This window comes from Hymenobacter sp. H14-R3, assembly GCF_030063445.1.
In the GTDB taxonomy this organism is placed as follows: domain Bacteria; phylum Bacteroidota; class Bacteroidia; order Cytophagales; family Hymenobacteraceae; genus Hymenobacter.
In genome coordinates this window covers 204,549-224,818 of sequence record NZ_JASITD010000002.1, presented here as the reverse complement: position 1 = coordinate 224,818, position 20,270 = coordinate 204,549, and the positions used below count along the sequence as shown (strand labels likewise).

The window sequence follows — 20,270 nt, the reverse complement described above, 5'->3', positions numbered from 1 at the left end:
ATACAGTGTGGGGGTAACTTTCCGGTTCCTTTTGTCCATTTCGGATGCGAGGGACCGGTTTTTTGTGTTATCAGTTACCCGCTTACATGAAGCAATTTTTAGCTCCCGCCGCGCTGCTCAGCGCCGCCCTCACGTTGCCCAGCCTGGCCCTGGCGCAGGCCCCCACCACCCCGCCGCCCACCCAAACCCAGGCCGACCAGGCCACCAGCTACCCGCAGCCCGCCGTGGCCGCCCCCACGTTTTTCCTCAAGGATGGTAAGCTGCCGCTGAACGCCGACGCCAGCCGCTACGTCAAGTTCACGCTGCTCAACCAGGTGTGGATGCGCTACAACGAGAGCAACCCCGGCTCGACGGTGGGCGGCTACAACGCGCCCACTACCTACGACATCGGCATCCGGCGCTTCCGCATCCAGTTCTACGGCCAGCTCACCGACCGCGTGTTCGTCTACTCGCAAATCGGGCTTAACAACCTCAGCTACAACGCCGACCGCAAAAGCGGCGGCACGCCCGGCGCCAGCCAGAGCGGCACGGGCGGCTTCTTCCTGCACGATGCCGTGGCCGAGTACGCCATCGTCAAAAACAAGCTGTCCTTTGGGGCCGGCCTCGGTGCCTGGAACGGGCTGGCCCGCTACGCTTTTTCCTCGGCCGGCACCATCATGGGCCTCGACCTGCCCACCCTGGAAGAAGCTACCAACGACGTGAACGACCAGTTTGGCCGCAAGCTCAGCATGTACCTTAAGGGCAAGCTCGGCAAGCTCGACTACCGCGTGGCCATCTCCGACCCGCTGCTCTACCAGAAGGCCGCCGGCTTCGTGGCCACGCCCGGCCCCAACGCCTCGTTTGCCCTCACGCCGCCCAAGCCGCAGTACCAGGGCTACTTCTCGTACCAGCTCAAGGACCAGGAGAGCAACCTCACGCCCTACTCGGCCGGCACCTACCTGGGCAAAAAGGCGGTGTTTAATATCGGCGCGGGCTTCGTGGTGCAGCCCGAAGCCGTGTGGTATACCCAGGGCAGCCCCACCAACGTGCAAACCAAGGCCATGCAGCAGTACGCCGTCGACGTGTTCTACGATGCCCCGCTGGCCACCGGGCCCGACGCGGCCAGCGTGAGCCTCTACGCCGCCGCCCTGCACTACGATTTCGGCCCCGGCTACCTCCGCGGCGGCGCGGCCATGAACCCCGCCACCGGCACTTCCAACCCCGGCACCAACACCATCGGCGGCTTCGGCAATGCCTTTCCCGAGTACGGCACCGGCAACTCGGTGTACACCCAGCTGGGCTACAAGTTTAAGGATAACCTGGTGGGCAGCAGCACCTTCATGCCCTACGTGGCCTACCAGCACTCGCGCTACGCCCGCCTCTCCGACGACGTGAATTTCTACGACGCCGGCGTCAACTGGCTGGTTACGGGCCACACCTCCAAGTTCACGCTCTCCTACCAAAACCGCCCCTACTTCATCACCCGCGCCAGCGACGGCCTCAACGTGGTAGACTCGCGCCGCGGGGCCGTTATCCTGCAATACCAGGTGTATTTCAACTAGTTAGCAACTCCTGGCTTACGTGCCCCGGTCCGCCGCCCGACCGGTTGACGAGCGCGCCGCCCGGCCAGTCGTTCCGCCCTCGCTCCCGCGCCAGCCAGTTCAATAACGGAGCCAGCACCCGTAACCTGACCTGAAAATTGCGCTAGCAAGCCACGCCAGGCAAAAGAGGGGGCTTTCTGCACGTGCAGAAAGCCCCCTCTTTTGCCTGGCGTGGCCTACGTGCGGGCCACCGATGCGCTGCTGCTGCCTACTCCACCACCAGCGCATCGGTGGCCCGCACGTAGGCCACGCGCTCCTGCCAGCGCACCCGCAGCCAGATGTCCTCGTGGCCCAGCACGGGCAGGCGGTCGCCGGGGGCGGCCGTGCTCAGCCAAGTGGCCCCGGCCCCCGGCCCCGCCATGAGGGCCACTCCGGCGCGCGTAACTACGCCCACGGCCTCGGGGCGCAGTAGCGTGAGGTAGGCTCCCGTGCCGAGCACGTAGGCCCCGTAGGCCAGCCAGGTGCCGGGCTTGGTGCGCCGCCGCCGCAGGCCCAGCCCAATGGCCAGCACCACGGCCCCGGTCAGCAGCACTTGCAGGGTGGGGTAGTAGTAGCGCTGGGCCTGCACTCGCAGCTCCTGCTGCCAGGTGGTGGGGTAGCCCACCAGCCGCTGCCGCTGCGCCAGCGCGGCCAGCTGCCGCCAGGTACTGAGGCGGGGCTGCCGGGCCTGGGCCAGGTTGAGATATAGTAGCTCGGCGGGGTAGTGGCCCAGCTGGTGCTGGGCGTAGGCCATGCGCAGCACCAGCTGCGCCGACACCTCCCGCTGCCGCCATATCTGGGCCCGGTAGAGCGGCGAAGCGGCCGCATACTGCCCGCTGGCAAACAATGCATCGGCCTGGCGCAGGCTGGCCGCCGCCTCAGTGGCCGGCTCGCCCGAAAAATTCACGGGACCGCAGCTCGTAGCCAACGCCCACAAAGGCAGCTGAATAAGCCAGCCCAGCCGGCCCCGGCCGCGTGCCAAAACGATTTCTTTTTGCCCAGGGGTTGTCAGATTCAAAATGTCGCTGTACTTTTGCACCCACAAAAAACGGTAACACACCGCGATTGTGGCACAAAGATATTGGTTCTGTAGCTCAGCTGGTAGAGCAGTACACTTTTAATGTACGGGTCCTGGGTTCGAATCCCAGCGGAGCCACCAAGTTCTCACCGGTTATAGCCCGTTGAGGATTTTTTATCCCCATTATGCTATAGGTTATACTTATTTGGTTCTGTAGCTCAGCTGGTAGAGCAGTACACTTTTAATGTACGGGTCCTGGGTTCGAATCCCAGCGGAGCCACCAAAGCCCCCTCAGTAAGCTACTGAGGGGGCTTTTTGCGTTTGCCCCGCGCCGTGTCTGAAGCGCCCGGTCGCGCCCTCCCGTAGGCTGCCTCGCCCGCCTGCTAAGCGGCTACCCGAATAGGGCTTGGGCGAGTTGGCGCCCTTGGGCGGGCTGCCGGGGTTGCGCCGGCTGTGCGCTCGCCGCCAGCACGAGCGGCGCGAACAAAGAGCGGACAGCCTACCCAGCGGCGCCAACTCGCCCAACGCCTATTCGGATAGGCGATAAGTAGCAAGATGCTAAATAGTGAAGTAGAATTGATTATCCAAAAAGGCGGTCCTGCTTAGCTGGTATCGGCTCGTCGAAGGATGACGGTCTAAAGTATCAACTCATTTTTAATCAATTACTTATCTAATTACTGATGAATTTTATGCTGATTATCAGTTTGTTACAAAGAAAGTAGTTCTGGCTTCGCGTGCAGCAGCTTGCGGCACAGCGTGAGCCAGTACACGTAAAGCGTGGCCAGGAAGGCTGCGCTTAGGGCATGACTGTCAAACAGGAGTCCGCCGGGAACCACAAGCCAGTGGGAAATAGGCTGAAGCTGGTAGAAGATGCGCATATAATCCTGGTTATACGTAGTAGAGCTTATCTCGTAATCAACTAAGGTATAGTATTTTAGCAACCGGTATAGCTTCAGGCTGATACTGCCAATCGCTGCCCACCAAAGCAGTTTCCGGTTGGAGTAGGTGGCGGCGGCCAGTAACCCAAAAAGCGCCGCGTGGCCAGCCGTGAAGGCGTAGCGCCTGGGGTACTGCCCGCAGCGCTCCCACGCGCTGCCATAGGCAGAGAAGAACAGGTCGCCCACTAGCCCAAGCGCAATGAGTAGGGCAAAGCCAAGCCACCAACGCCGCAGAATAAGACGGGCTTTTTGCATGAAGAAAAGTAGGGGAGGCACCAGAGCCTCCCGGTAAACATACAAGCGGAGAAAATCTCCCCGCCTGCCACGGCCCCGTGTGGAGGAAGTACGGTTGGTTTTTCACGGCGTGGCCTGTGCTGGGAGTGGTTGCCGTGCTGCCCGCAGTAGGCAGGGATAGTCACTACGTAGTTATACGGAGGATGCCAGAGCTATAAACACGTATTTACTATCACCTTGCGGCGTAAGTTATCGCTTGCGCCGTAAGGGGCTGTCATGAACAACCTCTCCCCGGACCTGGCCCATCAGCAGCTCGCCCTTGAGTGGGCCATTGCCCTGGCCACCGGCCCGGAAACAGGTATTGCTGAAGGGCTTCCGGCCTATTTGCCGCCGCCGCCCGAGCAGCCTGAGCTGCCTCAGGAGCCGGGCGTGTATCACTTGCTCTATTGCAGCCAGGCCGTGCACGTGTTTGGCGAAGAGCAGCTGGCCGACCTGCTTGAGCACGCGCTGGCCCGTAATGCCCAGTGCGATATTACGGGGCTGCTTTGCTACGGCAATGGGCACTTTGTGCAGGTGCTGGAAGGGGAGGCCGCCGCTGTGGAGAAGCTGTTTACCCGCATCCTGTGCGACCGCCGGCACCACCGGCTGCACGTGCTCAGCCGCGGGGTAGGGCCGGCGCGCCGCTTCGACGACTGGCGCATGGCCTTTGCCAAGAACCAGACTCACGAGTTTTACTGGCTCATTACCTTCCTGGAGGCGCATCACCATCACCTGCTGCTGCGCCAGGTTCCCATTGCTGAGCCCACTTTCACTGGTGCGCTCGAAGAGTTCAGCAATACCTGCCCGGATTCCTAGCCACCCAGCAAGGGCCCTGGTGTCTGCCAGGGCGGTATTGCTGCTCTTGAACCAGTTCTATGCTTCTCATTCTATGCTTCTCAACCTCAACACCGACCCGCGCGACCACAGCAGCTGCGCCCTTTCCTACGACGAAACCGAGCACTGGCTCCAGGCCATCTGGCGCGGCTCGGTAGACCAAACCGAGGCCATGCGCGGCGCGGAAGCCTACCTGCAACACGCCGCGCAGCAGCCCTGCGCCTTCCTGCTCAACGACAACTCCCGCCTTGTGGGGCCCTGGTTTGAAAGCCTGGAGTGGCTCTTGCACAGCTGGGTGCCCCAGGCCGAGCGCCTGGGCCTGTGCTACGTGGCCCACGTAGTGCAGGCCGACCAGCACCACGACCTCTTCACCCGCAGCCACGTGGCCTTGCCCTTCGAGCTGCAAATATTTGAAAACCGCGAAGATGCCCGCCACTGGCTGCGCGAAGAGCGCGATGCCAGGCTGGCCCAGCAAGCCTAACCCAGCGCGGCCGAAGTAGTTGAATCAGGTCAGGCTGCGCTGCTTCTTTAACTTATCAATCAATTGGTTATCAAGGGGTGGGCGTGGTGCACGCCCACCCCTTGCCTTCTTATGGCACCATTACGGCCAGCACCAGGCTCACGGCCACGGCCTGCCCCTGCTGCTGGCCGGGCGTGAAGCGGGGTAGCTTTCGCGTAGCCACCACCACCGCCGAATCTACGTCGGCCCGCAGGCCCTTGATAACCTGCGGCTGAACTACCACGCCTTCCTTGGTTACCACAAACTGCACAAATACGCGGCCGGGTGGGACGGCCTGGGGCAGCACCAATTGCCGCTGGATAGCGGCGCTGATGCCTGACCTATCGCGTTGCCCGGGCAGGGTGGGCATGTGCTCCGCGCAGGTATAAACCAGGTTGGGGTCGAAATTGCCGGTAGGTGCGGGAGTTATCGACAGCTGGCAGTGCTCCTGCTCGGTTGGCGTGTCGGGATAATATACCGTTGTTGGCTTACTATTCTGCTTCTGCGCCACTGCATGCCGGCGGCCGGGTTTCTTGGGGGAGGGCGTTCGGGCTAAGGCAGCACTTTCCGCAAGGCCTAGTAGCAGGCAGCAATAAGCAAGTTTCATATTAATAAGGAGTTACACCTTTGGGCTCGCCAAAACAGCGGACCCAGGTACTAGATGCTGCCCGGGTGCGAAATGCATACCGGCCCGCCCGCAAACCCGCATGCCCAGCGCCTGCGTACCGGCGGCATGGCCCTGGTGCCCGCCGGCTGGGTGGCTCCGCCCTGGTGAGTGGCAGCGGCACCGCTACGGCGCTGGATTGTGCGGGCTTAGTAACTGGCTGCTGGATAGTTAGTTACTAAAATATTTAGCTCGGTATGGCCGTAGCGGGGTGGCGTGCCCGGGCCACCAGCTCTCCCCAGCGGTTGCGCGGCAAGGGGTTTTGACTTTGACTAACAGTCGGATACCTTTACGCAATGGAAGAGCTTCGGTGCTTGTTAAATTCTCCCGGCCTGCGCGTATCGCACGATGCGCCCAACGGCTGGCTCTACAGCCAGTGGCGCGGTACGCACGACGCGGCTTCCATTAAAATGCACGCCGAAGGCCTGGCCGCGTGCCTGGCCGCGCAGCCCTGCTCCAAAATTCTGAGCGACCACAGTGAGCTCACCGGCACCTGGCACGGGGTGGTCCCGTGGGTTGGTGGATATTATTTCGACCGGTTGGCCGCGCTGGGCGTGGCGCACTTTGCCTGGGTATGCGCAGCGGGCTACCCCGACCGCACGGCGATGGAACGCGCGTGCTTTCTGCTGCCCCGCCCCGTAGTGGCTATTTTTTCCGATTTGGCCTCGGCCTACGACTGGCTGCGGCGCTGCCCCGGCAAGGCTGGCCAGCTGGGGGTAAGCCAGCAAAAAGCCTCCCCAATTGCTTGGGGAGGCCTTAAGTAACCCTGGTTTGGAAAAGGAAAGTGTTGGAAAGGATGAACGTTGACCACCCGGGAATGGGAAGTAGTAATGCAAAGAAAGCCCAATAAAACGGCCTGCGAAAGGACAAACCGCACGGGTTTGTGACATTATGATTTATTTTAAAAGTGTAATAAATCATAAATTTTCAGTCATAAATGAAATTATGCTGGACTTACAATTACTTGCGTATTGATAAAATACTGTAAATAAATAAGTTATCTAAAAAAAATAGGTTTCAGCAAGTGAGGTAGGTTGTGACTTTGGCGTTTTGCTTGCTTATTATTTTAGCTGGCTTCTGCCTGGTAACGCTGGCACTAGGGCCGGCTGGCCAGGTAGCCACTTACCAGGCTGGGCAGAAGTAGAATGCCGCAATCAAGCGTGCAGTTCTGCGTGCTAAGGCCCCGGCCGCGCTGGGTTTGTTGCTTTAAGGGCGGGCCAGTGTAACCACCGGCCGGGCCAGTTGCGTATACAAGCAATGGACCAACCTACCTTGTGCCCGCCCAGTTTGCTGCCCACGGGCAGCGATTCCAAAGACAATGCGGAACTACTTGATATGGCTCACCAGGACCTGATTTTTATGCAGGACCTGGGTATGCTGCCCAAGCGCATTGTTTCGCCAGGCCGCGTTGGCCCGGCCCCCAAGGCCGAACGCCAATGGCTGGGGACTGACTTTTCTCATACTATCGTTTCGCACTAGCCCCATCGCTAGTAGGCCACGGCCCGAATCAGATACAAGGAGCGCCGAATAATCGGCGCTCCTTGTGTTTATAAATAGCTGGTGCATAAAGCTTAGCCAAAAAAATAAGCAGGCTTATCGCACCCCGCTGGCAATGCCGAACACTCCCCGGCCACCCCACGGCACCACGGCAGCCTTTGCGCCGGCTTATGCGTAGCAGGGGCTGGATGGGGAACCTGCGCAGGCCGCTTCGCCCGTCACCTTTCTCAGATTTTGCCCATGCTGCTTGCCATTCTGCTGCCTAGTGTATCGATGTTTCTCAACGGCCACTTCCTGAGAGCTTTCATCTGCTTCGTGCTGCACCTCACGCTCATCGGCTGGATTCCGGCTGCTATTTGGGGCGTGGCTTCGCTGAACGAAGACCGCGCCCGCCGCCGCCAGGAAGAGCTGCTGCGCGCCGTGCAGCGCCCTTAGCGCCGGGCGGGGGCGGGGCGGCCCCGCCCGCTGTTACCTTTGCGGCCCGCTTCGGCCCAGCCCCGCGCTGCGGCCCGTTCCCTGCCCCATGCTCAAAAACGACCTCCTCCTCCGCGCCGCCCAGGGCGAAACCACTGAACGCACCCCCGTCTGGCTCATGCGCCAGGCCGGCCGCATCCTGCCCCAGTACCGCGCCCTGCGCGGCCGCCTCTCGGGCTTTAAGGAGCTGGTCGAAACCCCTGCCCTGGCCGCCGAAGTCACCATTCAGCCCGTTGATGCGCTCGACGTAGACGCGGCCATCATTTTCTCCGACATTCTGGTGGTGCCCGAGGCCATGGGCCTCACCTACGAGATGGTGGAGGCCCGTGGTCCGCTTTTTCCTGAGGTAGTGAAAAACGCCGCCGACGTAGCCAAGCTGCGCGTGGCCGACCCCGAGGAGCACCTGGGCTACGTGCTGGAGGCCCTGCGCATCACCAAAAGAGAGCTGGCCGGCCGCGTGCCGCTCATCGGCTTTGCGGGCGCGCCCTGGACCATCCTGGCCTACATGGTGGAGGGCCACGGCTCCAAAACTTTCAGCAAGGCCCGCCGCATGCTCTACCAGGAGCCCGCGCTGGCCCACCAGCTGCTCGAAAAAATTACGGTGACCACCATTGCCTACCTGCAAGCTCAGGTGGCGGCCGGGGCCGACCTGGTGCAGGTATTCGACTCGTGGGCCGGCATTTTGCCGCCCGCGCATTACGCCGAGTTTTCGACGCCCTACATCAGCCGCATTTGCGCGGCGCTGGCCCCGCTGGTGCCCGTTACCATTTTTGCTAAGGGCGCGTGGTGGGCCGTGGAAGACCTCGCCCACACGCCCTGCCGCACCATCGGGCTCGACTGGAACCAGTCGCCGGCCCAGGTGCGCCAGCAGGCCCCCGGCAAAACGCTGCAAGGCAACCTCGACCCCTGCGCCCTCTATGGCACGCCCACCCAGGTAAAAGCCGCCACCGAAGCCATGCTGCGCGAGTTTGCCGGCGGCCCCCACATCGCCAACCTCGGTCACGGCGTGTACCCCGATACGAACCCCGACAATGTGAAGGTTTTCGTGGAAACGGTGAAGACGTGGCGGGGGTAAGCTGGTAACTTATTGTTTTTCAGCTACTAAAATACGTTATGGATATCCCCACCAAAGACAGTAACGGCACCGTGCTCGCCGAAGGCGACGCGGTTACCCTCATCAAAGACCTCAAGGTGAAAGGCTCGTCGCTGACGCTCAAGCGCGGCACGCTGGTCAAGAATATCCGCCTCACCAACTCGCCCGCCGAGATTGAGGGCCGGGCCGGGGGCGGCACGATGGTGCTCAAAACCGAGTTTTTGAAGAAAGCCTAGCCGCGCGATGGAGCTTGCAAAAACAGGGTTCGGCGTTGGTTTCTACGTGGTGTCGCTGCTGGTTTCCGGCGTGTTGTTTTTTGGCTGGCGCCGGTTGTTTCGGCGCGTGTTCAGGGCCGAGGGCGTGGTAGTGATAGCGACGGCAATGGCCGCCATCGTCACCACGCCGCTGGTGCTGCTGGTGTTGCTGTGGCTGCTTCGGCTACTAGCTTAGGGCAAAGTAGCTTATGCTGAGTGAGGAAGAAAAAATGCTGGCTGGCGAGCTCTACGCTGCCTTCGACCCCGCGCTGCTGGCAGCCCGCACCCGCGCTAAGCGCCTGCTGCACCGCCTCAACGTGACGGAGTACTTGCTCACCGACGCGGCCCGGCTGGTACTGGCCGAGCTGCTACCCCACGCGGGCGAAAACCTGTATATCGAGCCGCCCTTTCACTGCGACTACGGCAGTAATATCTACTGCGGTAACAACGTGTATTTCAACGTGAACTGCGTAGTGCTCGATGCGGCGCGGGTTACCATTGGCTCCAACGTGCTCTTTGGGCCCGGCGTGCAGCTCTACGCCGCTACCCACCCGCTCGATGCCGTGGTGCGCCGCACCCTGGAGCTGGCCCGGCCCATCACCATCGGCAACGATTGCTGGCTGGGCGGCGGCACCATTGTGTGCCCCGGCGTTACGATTAGCACGGGCTGCGTCATCGGGGCCGGCGCTGTGGTGACCAAAGATGTGCCCGCCTATTCGCTGGCCGTGGGCAACCCGGCGCGGGTGGTGCGCAGCCTGAGGTAGCGCGCACGGGGGGCGGGTGATTGCGCACGCCAGCTGTTCGCTGCACTCATGCGCGCGCGCAACGTCCACGCTATAACCCTGCGGCTTCGGCTTCGGCCAGCAGCAGGCGCTTCTCGATGGGTACTACGCCCACCTGCTCGCACACCAGGCCGCCACCAAGGTTGGCCAGCGCCGCCGTGAAGGCTGCCGGCTGGCCCAGCGCCACGCAGCAAGCCGCGATGCTGATAACGGTATCGCCCGCGCCCGACACGTCGGAAATGGTGCGCAGGTGGGCCGGGAGGTAGGTTTTCTGGTCGTCCTGCTGGGCAAATACGCCGTACTCGGAGAGCGTGACCAGCACGATTTCGGGCGTCAGCACTTCGCGCAGGCGAGCTACGGCAGTCTCAAAGCCGGGGCGGTCGGCGTCGGGCGCGCCAAACTCCAGCTTCAGGCCCTCGCGCAGCTCTTTTAGGTTGGGCTTGAAGAGGGTGCAGTGGCGGTAGGCCAAGAAGTTCTTCTTTTTGGGGTCTACTACCGTGGGAATACCGTGCTGCCGCGCGCGCGCAATGCACTCAGCAATAATGGGTTCGCTGAGCACGCCCTTGTCGTAGTCTTCGAAGATAACCACGTCGGCGCGGGTCAGCAGGTCGTCGTAGGCGGCTAGCAGCTGGGTGGCTTCCTCCGCATTGAGGTCGGTTTCGACTTCCGAGTCGATGCGCACGAGCTGCTGGCCGTGGGCCAGAATGCGCTGCTTAAAGGTGGTGGGGCGGTGCGCGCTACGGATGATGCCGTCGGCGGGCAGGTGGTGGTCGTGCAGCAGGCGTACTAGCTGGTCGCCGCCTTGGTCGTTGCCCACCACCGCGCACAGCAGCGGCGTGGCCCCGAGGGCCTGCACGTTGAGGGCCACGTTGGCGGCCCCACCGAGGCGGTTTTCGGTGCGGTCTACGTTCACTACGGGCACCGGGGCCTCGGGCGAAAGCCGGCTGGCACGGCCCCACACGTAGGCATCGACCATGACGTCGCCCACAATGAGGACGTGCAGGTTATTGAAATCGGCAAAGAGCTTGGTAAGCGGGGTAGGGGCAGACATGGGCGCAAAAGTAGCCCCGGCCGCGATTGTGGCGGCCGCTATCAGGAACGTAGGGACGGTAACAACGAGTACTTATCTGCAATATGCACCCAACTCACAAACCCAAACCTAAAGCCCTCACCCCTCGGCCCGCAGCACCGCCAGCGGCGGCTGGCTGAGCACCGAGCGGCTGTTGAGCCCGCCGATGAGGGCCGTGAGGCCCGCCACCAGGGCCACCAGGGCCGGTAGCCACAGCAGGCTGCTACCCACAAACGGCGTTTCGAATACCCACACGGCCAGCGCCCAGGCGGCAAAGCCGGCCAGCAGCACACCCGCCAGCGCGGCCAGGCTGCCCAGCAAGGCATATTCGACCACCGTGATGCGCAAAATCTGGTTGCGGCTGGCGCCCAGCGTGCGCAGCAGCACGCTCTCGCGGGTGCGCTGGTAGCGGCTGATGAGCACCGAGCTGGCCAGTACCAGCAGGCCGGTGAGGATGCTGAAGCCCGCCATGAAGCGAATGACGAACGAGATTTTGCTCAGAATCTCGTCCACCGTTTGCAGAATCAGGCCCAGGTCGATGGCCGATACGTTGGGGAAATCGCGCACCAGCGCCCGCTGGGCCAGGGCCAGCTGCTGGTTGTTTTTGACGCGGGTGAGAATGACGTGAAACTGCGGCGCCTGCTCCAGCACGCCGGTGGGGAACACCACCAGGAAGTTGGTTTGCACCCGGGCCCAATCGACCTCGCGGGTGCCACCCACCACCACGGCCAGCGGCGCGCCCTGCACGTTGAAGGTCAGCGTGTCGCCCAGTTTGAGCTTCACGCGCTGGAAGTAGTTGGCATCGACCGACACGCGGGGCAGGCCGCCGGCCACGGCCGCCTGCGGCGGCGTGCCGGCCACCAGCTTCTCGCTGGTGCTCAGCGTGTCGCGGTACGTAACGCGGTACTCGCGGGTGAGAGCGAATAGCGGCACGCCGCTGGCGGTGTCTTTGCGCAGCTCGCCCACCGTGCGCCGATTGATGGCCGCCAGGCGCATCGTCACGATGGGCACCCGCTGCATGATTGGAATGCCTTGTTTTTGAAGTAGTTGCTCCACGCCGCGCTCCTGCTCGGTCTGGATATCGAACAGCACCAGGTTGGGCTGCTTGCCGCTGGCCGACAGTTGCACCCGGCTCAGCAACAGTGCCTGCGTGAGGAAAAGCGTGGCCAGCAAAAACGTGCCCAAACCCAGCGAGATAATGAGCGTAACCGTCTGGTTCTGGGGCCGAAACAAATTGGCCAGGCCCTGGCGGGCCACGTAGCTCCAGCCCACTGGGAAGTAGCGGCGCAGCAGGTAGCGCAGGGCCAGGCCCAGGCCCGCCAGTGCGCCCAGCGCTACCAGCAGCCCGGCCGTGAAGCCCAGCGCCTGCTTCCACTCGCGCGTTTGGGCGTAGGCAAAACCCACCACAAACAGCAATACCGCGCCCAGCACGAGGTAGCGCAGCGGGTCGGGCGTGGTAGTGTCGTCATCAAACGAGGCGCGCAGCACCCGCAGCGGCGACACCCGCCGGATGGCCAGCAGCGGCAGCAGCGCAAATAGCACGGCCATTGCCAGCCCCGTGAGCAGCCCAATGGCTACCGCCGTCGGCGACACCGATACGCTCACCGCCACTGGCAAAAAGCTGCCCAGCACCTTCGGCAGCACCAGCTGCACCACCGCGCCTAGCGCCGCGCCAATAATGGCCCCCAGCAGCCCCAGCCCCGACGTCTGAATGAGGTAAATGAGCAGCGCCTGCCGCCCGCTGGCCCCCAGGCAGCGCAGCACGGCCACCGAGGCCAGCTTTTCCTGCACGTAGAGGTTCACGGCGCTGGCCACGCCCACGCAGCCCAGCAGCAGCGCCACAAACGCCACCAAGCTCAAAAACCGGGTGAGGTCTTGGAAGGCGCGGCCGGTGCTTTGCTGCCGGCTGGCCACAGTATCGGAGTCGATATTGGCCTGCTCCAGCTTGGGTTCCAGGGGCTTAATGATGGCCGCCACGTCGGTGCCAGCCGCAAACTGGAAGTACGTGCGGTACTGCACCCGGCTGCCGGGCTTCACCAGGTTGGTCTTGGCCAGCAACGCAATGGGGATGAATACCTTAGGCGCTACGGCGGCGCTAAAGCCGGTTTGGCCCGGCGTGCTCAGCACCCGGCCCACAATGGGCAGCGTGAGGGTACCCACCTTCACCGAGTCGCCCACTTTGGCATCGAACTGCACCAGTAGCACGTCATCAACCAGAGCGCCAGCACTTTGGCCCGCCTTAAACTGCGCGCCCGCCGCGGCCGGCTGGGTTTCCCAGTCGCCGTAGTACGGGAAGCCCGCGCCCAGCGCCCGCACCTGCGCCAGCCGCACGCCCTGGGTGCGCGGAAACGACACCAGCGAGGCAAACGAGGCCTCCTCGCTGCGGCGCTGCCCCAGCCGCCCCAGGGCCGGGGCTAGTGCCACGGCCAGTGAGTCGCCGGGCGTTTGGGGGCGGCCCCGCAAAGTGCCCGCCGTGAAGGGCTGGCTTGACGAGAGCACCAGGTCGGCCCCCAGCAGCTCGCGGGCCTGCTCGCGGATGCTGCGCGCCAGGTTGTCGCCAAACGAATTGATGCCTACCAGCGCCGCAATGCCCAGCACGATGCTCGACATAAACAGCGCCAACCGCGAACGGCTGCGGCGCGAATCGCGCCACGCCATTGTAACTAACCAACTGAAATTCATGCTAAAATGTAAAACGGAGTGGCACTCCGTCAGGCGTTGAACAATTTCGTGCGCTCGAAAACGGCGGACTCCTCCGCTGCGGGCTACCGCGTCTGCGCCACAGTTTCTTCCACCACCCGGCCGCCGCGCATCCGCATGATTCTCTGCGTTTTAGCGGCCAACTCCAGGTCGTGGGTCACCAGCACCAGCGTGGTGCCGGCCTCCTTATTCAAATCGAATAGCAGCTCCACCACGTTGGCGCTGGTATCGGGGTCGAGGTTGCCGGTGGGCTCGTCGGCAAACAGAATCTGGGGGCGGTTGGCAAAGGCGCGGGCCAGGCTCACGCGCTGCTGCTCGCCGCCCGAAAGCTGGGCAGGGTAGTGGTGCCCGCGCTCGCCCAGGCCCACGCGCTCCAGCAGGGTTTGGGCCTGGCGGGCCACGTTGCGCTCGCCGCGCAGCTCCAGCGGCACCTGCACGTTTTCGAGGGCCGTGAGGGTAGGCAGCAGTTGAAAATTCTGGAAAATGAAGCCCACGTGCTGGTTGCGCACGGCCGCCCGCTGGTCCTCGTTCAGGGTATCGAGCTGAATGCCTTGCAGCCACACACTGCCGCTGGTGGCGCGGTCGAGGCCGGCGCACAGGCCCAGTAGCGTGGTTTTGCCGCTGCCACTCGGCCCCACAATGGCAAACGTATCGGCCGGCTGCAAGCTGAAGCTGACTTCGTGCAGCACCGTGAGCTGGCGGCCGGCGCTGGTGTAGGTTTTGGTGAGGTTTTCGACTTGAAGGCTAGTCACGGAAAGGGTTATGAATTATAAATTATTAATTATGAGATTTTTGATGGAATGCTTCGGCAAGCTCGGCAGGCCGTTCTCCTAGTCGCAGGACGCTTTTTCTCAAAGCGTATAACACCCGAAAAAGTCTTTCGGGAAGAAAAACGTCTTCCCACTGGTTATAGGCTACGTAGGACGCGTAACAGCGGCTTATACTTTTGCGTGCTTTTTGATTTTGCTCTTATGAAACACCTAACCCGGCTGGTTTGCTTACTGGCCCTGGGGGCTGCGGGCTGCCAGTCCGATGCCCCCGCCACCAAAACCGTGGCCCCCGCCTTGGCCGCCGCGCCGGCGGCCAAGGCTCAGGCGGCCATCCTGTTCTTTGGCGATAGCATCACGGCTGGCCTCGGCGTGGACCCCGACGAAGCTTACCCGGCCCTGATTGCAACCCGCGTCGATTCGCTGCACCTGCCCTACGCCGTAGTTAATGCCGGCCTGAGTGGCGAAACCACCGCCGGCGGCCGCTCGCGCATCAACTGGGTACTCAGCCGCCAGCCGGTGAGCGTGTTTGTGCTGGAGCTGGGTGGCAACGACGGCCTGCGCGGCCTGCCCCTCACCGATACCCGCCAGAACCTGCAAGCCATTATCGACACGGTGCGCCTGAAAGCCCCGCAGGCCAAAATCGTGCTCGCCGGCATGCAGATTCCGCCCAATATGGGCCCCGCCTACGCCGCCGATTTCAAGAAGCTCTACGCCGAAATCGCCACCAAAAATAAGCTCACCCTCATTCCCTTCCTGCTCGAAAACGTGGGCGGCATCGCCCGCCTCAACCAGCGCGACGGCATTCACCCCACCCCCGAAGGGCACCGCCTGGTGGCCCGCACCGTGTGGCGCACCGTGCAGCCGCTGCTCTAATGGATATCCCCGTTCTGGAAACTGCGCGGCTGCGGCTGCGCGCCAACTACGCCGCTGATTTGGAAGGGTTTACGGCCATGTGGCAGCAGCCTGAATTTTATAACTACCTGGGTGCTAAGCCACTATCCGAAGAAGAGGTGTGGACTAAATTGCTGCGCCACCTGGGCCTGTGGCCCCTGTGCGGCTACGGCTACTGGGCGGTGGAGGAAAAGGCCACCGGCCGCTTCATCGGGGCGGTAGGCTTTGGCGAGTGGCAGCGCGCCCTCACGCCCTCGCTCAAAGGCTACCCCGAAGTAGGGTGGGTGCTGGCCCCGCACACCCACGGCCAGGGCTACGCCACCGAAGCCGCGCGGGCCGCCCTGGCCTGGGGCGATGCGCACTTTGCGCAGCCGCGCACCGTGTGCGTTATCGCCCCCGCCAACGCGCCTTCGCTGCGCCTGGCGGCTAAGCTCGGCTACCAGGAATTTAGCCGCGCGCTGTATAAAGGCAATGCTATAGTGCTGCTGGAGCGGTTTGCGCCTGGATAAATCTGCCAGCTGCCGGGCGCTGCCGGCATTACTTACGCTGGGCACAACCGCCGCGCCGCCCCACCTTTGCCGCCACCTATGACAGCTACCCCCAACCCGGCCGCCCGGCCCATTGGCATTTTCGATTCTGGTATTGGCGGCCTCACCGTGGCCCGCGCCGTGGCCCAGCGCCTGCCCCACGAGCGGCTGGTGTACTTCGGCGATACCGCCCACCTGCCCTACGGCGAGAAGAGCACGGCCGCCATCCAGGCCTACGCCGTCAAAATCTGCGATGTGCTGCTGCGCCAGCACTGCAAGCTCATTCTCATTGCTTGCAACTCGGCCTCGGCAGCGGCCTACGAGCTAGTGCGTGAGTATGTGGGCTCTAAAGCGCTGGTAGTGGGCATGATAGACCCCGTGGTGGCCTACGTGGGCCAGCACTACGCCGGCCGGCCGGTGGGCCTCATTGGCACCAAGCAAACGGTGGGCTCCAACATCTATCGCAAAAAAATCGACCAGCTCGACGTGGGCGTAGACCTGCACGCGCTGGCCACCCCGCTGCTGGTGCCCATGATTGAGGAAGGCTTCTTCGCCGGCCGCGTGTCGGAGGAGATTATCCGCGCCTACCTCGACCACGAGATGCTGCAAAATATTGATGCCCTGGTACTTGCCTGCACGCACTTTCCGCTCATCAAGCCCCAGATGGAGGCCTACTACCAGGGCCGCGTGGCCGTGCTCGACCCCTCCGATGTGGTAGCCGCCACCGTGGCCGAGGCGCTGGCAAGCCGCCAGCTGCTGGCCGCTTCTGCCGAGCAGGGGCCGCGCCACCAGTTCTATGTGAGCGATTTTACGCGTTCGTTCGAGGAAAGCACGCGCATCTTCTTTGGCCAGGAAGTGCAGCTGGACCATTACCCACTGTGGGAGTAGCGCTGAAGTTCCGGAAGTTTTCAGCAGCATAGCGTAAGCCCATGACTAGCAACCTCCAGGAGCAGCTGCTGCTAGCAGTTGCCAGCGAAGATATCGGCCTGGTAAAGCAGCTGGTGCAAGCCGGCGCAGACGTAAACTACGTCTCTCCCCGCCAGGATGCACCCTTGCTGATTGCCGTGGACACGATGAACGTGGAACTGGTGAAATTTCTATTGGCGCAGGGAGCCAACCCGAACCCAGACCCCCAGCGGGTTTATACGCTGCCCTTGCACGTGGCAGTAGACGTGGCCGTGCAAGCCATGCTAAACGGGGAAACGGACGCTATCTCCAACGAAACCGTCGAGCTGCTTGTGCAAAACGGGGCAGACTACACCAAAAAGGACAAGAGTGGCGAAAGCGCCGCCGAAATGTGCGTTAACTATAACAGTGTGGCGAGGCTTTTTTTCGAAAGCCTCGCCAGCCCCTTTCCCGCTCCGGGTGGCGATGCCTAGTCATATTTTTACATAATTAATTGATAATCAATTAATTATGTAAAAAGCATTACCGTAAATGTGGTGCCCACGCCCAGTTGGCTCTGCACCGTGATGGTGCCGCCCGCGTTTTCCACTATTTTCTTCACCATATACAGCCCCACGCCCGAGCCCTCCACGTGGTTGTGCAGGCGCTGAAACATAGTAAAGAGCTGGCCTTGCTGGCTTTCGCTCAGGCCCAGGCCATTATCCTGCACCTGAAGCAGGAGCTGACCCTGCGCCGTGGTGGAGCTGCGGAGCTGCACCACGGCCGGCCGGCCCTCGGCGCGGTACTTTATGGCATTGCTGAGCAGGTTGTAGACGATGCTGCGCAGGTTTTTGGGCGAAAACGACAGGCTGGCGCCGCCGCTCACATCTACCAGCAGCTGGGCCTGGGCGGCGGCCAGCTCGTGGGCCAGGTCGAGGCGCACGTCTTCTACCAGCGCGGCCAGGTTCACGGCTTCGGCCACCTGGTCGTGAGCCTGTTGCAGCTTGGAAATATCGGTAAGGTGGGCAATGGTTTTCTGAAAGCGCTCTACCGCGCCCTCCATCATGGCTAGCAGGGGTTGCACCTGCTCGGCCCGGCGCACCGCGGGCGGCAGCTGCTCTTGCAGGGCCGTGAGCAGGCCGTCGATGTTGGTGATGGGCGCCTTTAGGTCGTGCGAGGCGGTGTAGATGAAGTTGTCTAGGTCTACGTTGGTGCGGGTGAGCTGCTGGTTGGCCAGGTCCAGCTCGGCGTTGGAGGCGCGCAGGCGCTCGTTGGCCTCGGCCACCTGCCGGCGGCCGGCCACCTGCTCGGTTACCTCCGTGGCCACAATGGCGATGGAGGTGAGGTGCCCCGCCGCGTTGCGCAGGGGCTGGTATACGAAGTTGAGGTGCACGGTTTGCAGGCCCTCCGGGCGCTGCAAAAGGCTGGTTACTTCTTGCGCTACAAAGGCCTCGCCAGTGCGCAACACCTTATCCAGTAGTTCTTTAAAGCCCTGGTCGCGTACTTCGGGCAACGCCTCAAACAGCGGCTGGCCCAGCAGCTGCTCAGCAGTGCGGCCCCAAATGCTGGCAATGAGGGGGTTAGCAATCTCAATGATGTACTCTGGCCCCCGAATAATGCCAATGGCTACCGGGGCCTGCTCCAGCACGGCTTGCAGCTGGGCCTGCGCCGTGGCCCGCTGCCGGCGCGCCAGCACCTGCTCGGTCACGTCGTAGGCAAACACGGAGATGCCCGCCGTCTGGCCGGTTTCCTGGTAGGCCTGGTAGGTGAAATTGAGGTAGCGGATTTCGGCCGGGGCATCGGCCAGCGGGGCTATGTGCAGGGGTACCTCGCTGCCGTAGTAGGTTTCGCCCGTGCGGTACACGCGGTCGAGCAGCGCCACAAAGCCCTGGGCCAACACTTCGGGCAGCGCCTCGCCAACGGGGCGGCCCAGCAGGCGGCGGCCCGGAAAAAGCTGCTGAAACGCGGGGTTGAGGTATTCGATGCGGTGCTGGTAGCCGCGCAGCAAGCTAATAGCGGCGGGCGTGCGCTCAAACAGCCGGTACAGGTCCTCACGCTGCTGCATTTGGCGCTGCGCGGCTACCAGCACCTCGGTTTGCAGGGTCTTGCGTTGCTGCTGAGCCAGAAATTGCTCCGTCATATCGAGCGTAAAGATGAGTACGCCGTCGATGCGGCCGTGCTCGTCGTAGCGGGCCTGCTGAATGTAGTGGAAGTAAAGGTCTTCCAGCGGGCCGCCCTCGTACTTGGCTACCGGGATGCGGATGCCGATTTCTTCGTTCGTTTCGCCCGTTTCATACACGCGGCGTAGCGTGCGCCACATGGGCTGGTTGGCCAGTTCGGGTAGGGCTTCCAGCAGCGGCAGGCCCAGCAGTTGCCGGCCCGGAAACAGCCGCTGATAGGCCCCATTCACTAGCTCGTAGGTCAGTTCGGGGCCATCGAGAATGCAGATGGCCGCCGGGGCCTGGCTGAAAAACCGGGACAAGCGCTGCCGCTGCCGCTCGGTTTCGGCCTGGGCCAGCACCAGCTCCTGGGTGCGCTCGGCCACATGGTTCTCCAGCTCCTGGTTGAGCTGGCGCAGCAGTTGCTGCACCCGCCCCAGCTCCGCGTTGCTGGCTAAAAACTCCTCGTTGGCGGCCATCAGTTCCTCGTTGGTAGCCGCCAGTTCCTCGTTCAGGTCCTGCACTTGGTAGCGGGCGAGCACCTGCGCCGTTACCTCGTAGGCAAACGTGAAAATGCCGTCGATAACTCCCGCCAGGCTATAGCGAGCTTGGTAAATGAAGTTGTAGTAGCGCCTATCCAACTGCGCAGGCTGGTTGTTGTCGTGGTCGAGACGTACCAGCATCTCATTGGCGTAGAAGGTATTACCCGTTTGATACACCTCATCGAGCAACTCGAAAATGGACTGGCCGGCCAGCTCGGGCATGGCAACGGCAACGGGCAAGCCCACCAGCGGCCGCTGGCCCACCAGCGCCTGGTAGGGTGGGTTCACAAACTCAAACACGTGGTGCGGCCCGGCATTCACGCATATCATGGCTGGGGCCTGCTGCAACATGTTGTGCAGCTGCTGGCGCTGGAGGTCGGCCTCGGCGCGGGCGGCCTGCTCGCGGGCCTGGCTGGCGCGCAGCATCTGCTCCACGGCCGAGCGCTCGTGGTTGGCGCTGTCGCTGAGGCTCGCTACCAGGCGCGGCCCGCTACGCCGTGCGGCCACCAGGTAAAACTCGTTCCGGCCCTCGGCTTCGTAGTTGAAATTGTAGGTGCCCGCTTCACCCGTGGTGAATACCTGGCGGTAAAAATCCAGCAGGCCGTTGGCCCGCGCGTGCGGAAATAATGTGCCCAGCGTACCTGCTGGCTGCTCGGGCAAGCCGGCCAGAAGCTGGCCGGCCGGGTTCACGTATTCCAGCACAAAATCAAGCACTTCCTCCGCAGGGCCCAGCACCGGGCGCAGCACATTAATGGCCGTGAGCGACACGGCCAGCGTGGCTTGCAAAAGGTCGTCGGCCAAAGAAAAACTAAACTCGGAGGAAGCGGAAGCCATTAAGCCAA

General features: G+C 62.7%; 21 protein-coding genes and 2 tRNA genes. 16 read left to right on the top strand and 7 right to left on the bottom strand.

The features are described 5' to 3' along the window. The first annotated feature begins 86 nt into the window (after positions 1-86). Complete coding sequence (locus tag QMK33_RS03040) at positions 87-1,541, top strand: hypothetical protein (RefSeq protein ID WP_283563070.1); 1,455 nt, start codon at positions 87-89, stop codon at positions 1,539-1,541. Between the two features lie 247 nt (positions 1,542-1,788). Here QMK33_RS03040 and QMK33_RS03035 read toward each other — a convergent pair whose 3' ends face one another. Beyond that, a complete protein-coding gene (locus QMK33_RS03035) occupies positions 1,789-2,466 on the bottom strand; it encodes a hypothetical protein (protein ID WP_283563069.1) in 678 nt (225 codons plus the stop codon). 176 nt (positions 2,467-2,642) lie between these two features. Here QMK33_RS03035 and QMK33_RS03030 point away from each other — a divergent pair. Continuing rightward, a tRNA-Lys gene (locus QMK33_RS03030) sits at positions 2,643-2,718 on the top strand. Positions 2,719-2,784: 66 nt separating this feature from the next. Beyond that, positions 2,785-2,860, top strand: a tRNA-Lys gene (locus tag QMK33_RS03025). A 424-nt stretch (positions 2,861-3,284) separates the two neighbouring features. Here the strand turns inward: QMK33_RS03025 and QMK33_RS03020 are convergent. Next, positions 3,285-3,770, bottom strand: coding sequence for a hypothetical protein (locus tag QMK33_RS03020; RefSeq protein ID WP_283563068.1), 486 nt, complete (start codon positions 3,768-3,770; stop codon positions 3,285-3,287). Between the two features lie 255 nt (positions 3,771-4,025). Here QMK33_RS03020 and QMK33_RS03015 point away from each other — a divergent pair, with 255 nt between their 5' ends. Together QMK33_RS03015 and QMK33_RS03010 are read left to right on the top strand one after the other, a co-directional pair. Next, positions 4,026-4,604, top strand: coding sequence for a BLUF domain-containing protein (locus QMK33_RS03015; RefSeq protein WP_283563067.1), 579 nt, complete (start codon positions 4,026-4,028; stop codon positions 4,602-4,604). Between the two features lie 73 nt (positions 4,605-4,677). Continuing rightward, entirely contained in the window at positions 4,678-5,103 is a 426-nt protein-coding gene (locus tag QMK33_RS03010; protein ID WP_283563066.1) for a hypothetical protein, read from the top strand. Positions 5,104-5,212: 109 nt separating this feature from the next. Here the strand turns inward: QMK33_RS03010 and QMK33_RS03005 are convergent, their stop codons facing one another. Continuing rightward, positions 5,213-5,728: an energy transducer TonB gene (locus QMK33_RS03005; RefSeq protein ID WP_283563065.1), complete on the bottom strand. Its 516-nt coding sequence runs from the start codon at positions 5,726-5,728 to the stop codon at positions 5,213-5,215. Positions 5,729-6,099: 371 nt separating this feature from the next. On the opposite strand from QMK33_RS03005, the gene QMK33_RS03000 reads away from it, so the two are divergent. The 7 genes from QMK33_RS03000 (at position 6,100) to QMK33_RS02970 (ending at position 9,867) form a co-directional block, all read left to right on the top strand. Further along, the gene (locus tag QMK33_RS03000) at positions 6,100-6,549 is read left to right on the top strand and encodes a hypothetical protein (protein ID WP_283563064.1); all 450 of its coding nucleotides are present in this window, start codon (positions 6,100-6,102) and stop codon (positions 6,547-6,549) included. Between the two features lie 493 nt (positions 6,550-7,042). Continuing rightward, positions 7,043-7,264 carry a hypothetical protein gene (locus tag QMK33_RS02995; protein WP_283563063.1) on the top strand — a complete coding sequence of 74 codons (222 nt, stop codon included), beginning with the start codon at positions 7,043-7,045 and terminating at the stop codon, positions 7,262-7,264. 258 nt (positions 7,265-7,522) lie between these two features. Then, a complete protein-coding gene (locus QMK33_RS02990) occupies positions 7,523-7,717 on the top strand; it encodes a YqaE/Pmp3 family membrane protein (RefSeq protein ID WP_283563062.1) in 195 nt (64 codons plus the stop codon). Positions 7,718-7,805: 88 nt separating this feature from the next. Then, complete coding sequence (hemE, locus tag QMK33_RS02985) at positions 7,806-8,831, top strand: uroporphyrinogen decarboxylase (protein ID WP_283563061.1); 1,026 nt, start codon at positions 7,806-7,808, stop codon at positions 8,829-8,831. A gap of 38 nt (positions 8,832-8,869) precedes the next feature. After that, positions 8,870-9,085, top strand: a complete 216-nt coding sequence (locus QMK33_RS02980) for an alkylphosphonate utilization protein (RefSeq protein WP_283563060.1) — start codon at positions 8,870-8,872, stop codon at positions 9,083-9,085. Positions 9,086-9,092: 7 nt separating this feature from the next. After that, positions 9,093-9,299 carry a hypothetical protein gene (locus QMK33_RS02975; RefSeq protein ID WP_283563059.1) on the top strand — a complete coding sequence of 69 codons (207 nt, stop codon included), beginning with the start codon at positions 9,093-9,095 and terminating at the stop codon, positions 9,297-9,299. 13 nt (positions 9,300-9,312) lie between these two features. Then, positions 9,313-9,867 (top strand): sugar O-acetyltransferase, encoded by a 555-nt coding sequence (locus tag QMK33_RS02970; protein ID WP_283563058.1) that lies wholly within the window; start codon positions 9,313-9,315, stop codon positions 9,865-9,867. Between the two features lie 70 nt (positions 9,868-9,937). Here QMK33_RS02970 and QMK33_RS02965 read toward each other — a convergent pair whose 3' ends face one another. The 3 genes from QMK33_RS02965 to QMK33_RS02955 form a co-directional block, all read right to left on the bottom strand. Then, positions 9,938-10,936, bottom strand: a complete 999-nt coding sequence (locus QMK33_RS02965) for a bifunctional heptose 7-phosphate kinase/heptose 1-phosphate adenyltransferase (RefSeq protein WP_283563057.1) — start codon at positions 10,934-10,936, stop codon at positions 9,938-9,940. A 117-nt stretch (positions 10,937-11,053) separates the two neighbouring features. Beyond that, positions 11,054-13,636 carry an ABC transporter permease gene (locus tag QMK33_RS02960; RefSeq protein WP_283563056.1) on the bottom strand — a complete coding sequence of 861 codons (2,583 nt, stop codon included), beginning with the start codon at positions 13,634-13,636 and terminating at the stop codon, positions 11,054-11,056. An 83-nt stretch (positions 13,637-13,719) separates the two neighbouring features. Beyond that, positions 13,720-14,406, bottom strand: a complete 687-nt coding sequence (locus QMK33_RS02955) for an ABC transporter ATP-binding protein (protein WP_283563055.1) — start codon at positions 14,404-14,406, stop codon at positions 13,720-13,722. A gap of 219 nt (positions 14,407-14,625) precedes the next feature. Here QMK33_RS02955 and QMK33_RS02950 point away from each other — a divergent pair, with 219 nt between their 5' ends. The 4 genes from QMK33_RS02950 (at position 14,626) to QMK33_RS02935 (ending at position 17,221) form a co-directional block, all read left to right on the top strand. After that, positions 14,626-15,297: an arylesterase gene (locus QMK33_RS02950; protein WP_283563054.1), complete on the top strand. Its 672-nt coding sequence runs from the start codon at positions 14,626-14,628 to the stop codon at positions 15,295-15,297. Next, the gene (locus QMK33_RS02945) at positions 15,297-15,824 is read left to right on the top strand and encodes a GNAT family N-acetyltransferase (protein ID WP_283563053.1); all 528 of its coding nucleotides are present in this window, start codon (positions 15,297-15,299) and stop codon (positions 15,822-15,824) included. Before QMK33_RS02950 ends, QMK33_RS02945 begins: the two co-directional genes overlap by 1 nt. 78 nt (positions 15,825-15,902) lie before the next feature. Beyond that, positions 15,903-16,730 carry a glutamate racemase gene (murI, locus tag QMK33_RS02940; RefSeq protein ID WP_283563052.1) on the top strand — a complete coding sequence of 276 codons (828 nt, stop codon included), beginning with the start codon at positions 15,903-15,905 and terminating at the stop codon, positions 16,728-16,730. Between the two features lie 41 nt (positions 16,731-16,771). Continuing rightward, positions 16,772-17,221: an ankyrin repeat domain-containing protein gene (locus QMK33_RS02935; protein WP_283563051.1), complete on the top strand. Its 450-nt coding sequence runs from the start codon at positions 16,772-16,774 to the stop codon at positions 17,219-17,221. A gap of 35 nt (positions 17,222-17,256) precedes the next feature. Here QMK33_RS02935 and QMK33_RS02930 read toward each other — a convergent pair whose 3' ends face one another. Next, positions 17,257-20,229 carry a PAS domain-containing protein gene (locus tag QMK33_RS02930; protein ID WP_283563050.1) on the bottom strand — a complete coding sequence of 991 codons (2,973 nt, stop codon included), beginning with the start codon at positions 20,227-20,229 and terminating at the stop codon, positions 17,257-17,259. Positions 20,230-20,270: the final 41 nt, after the last annotated feature.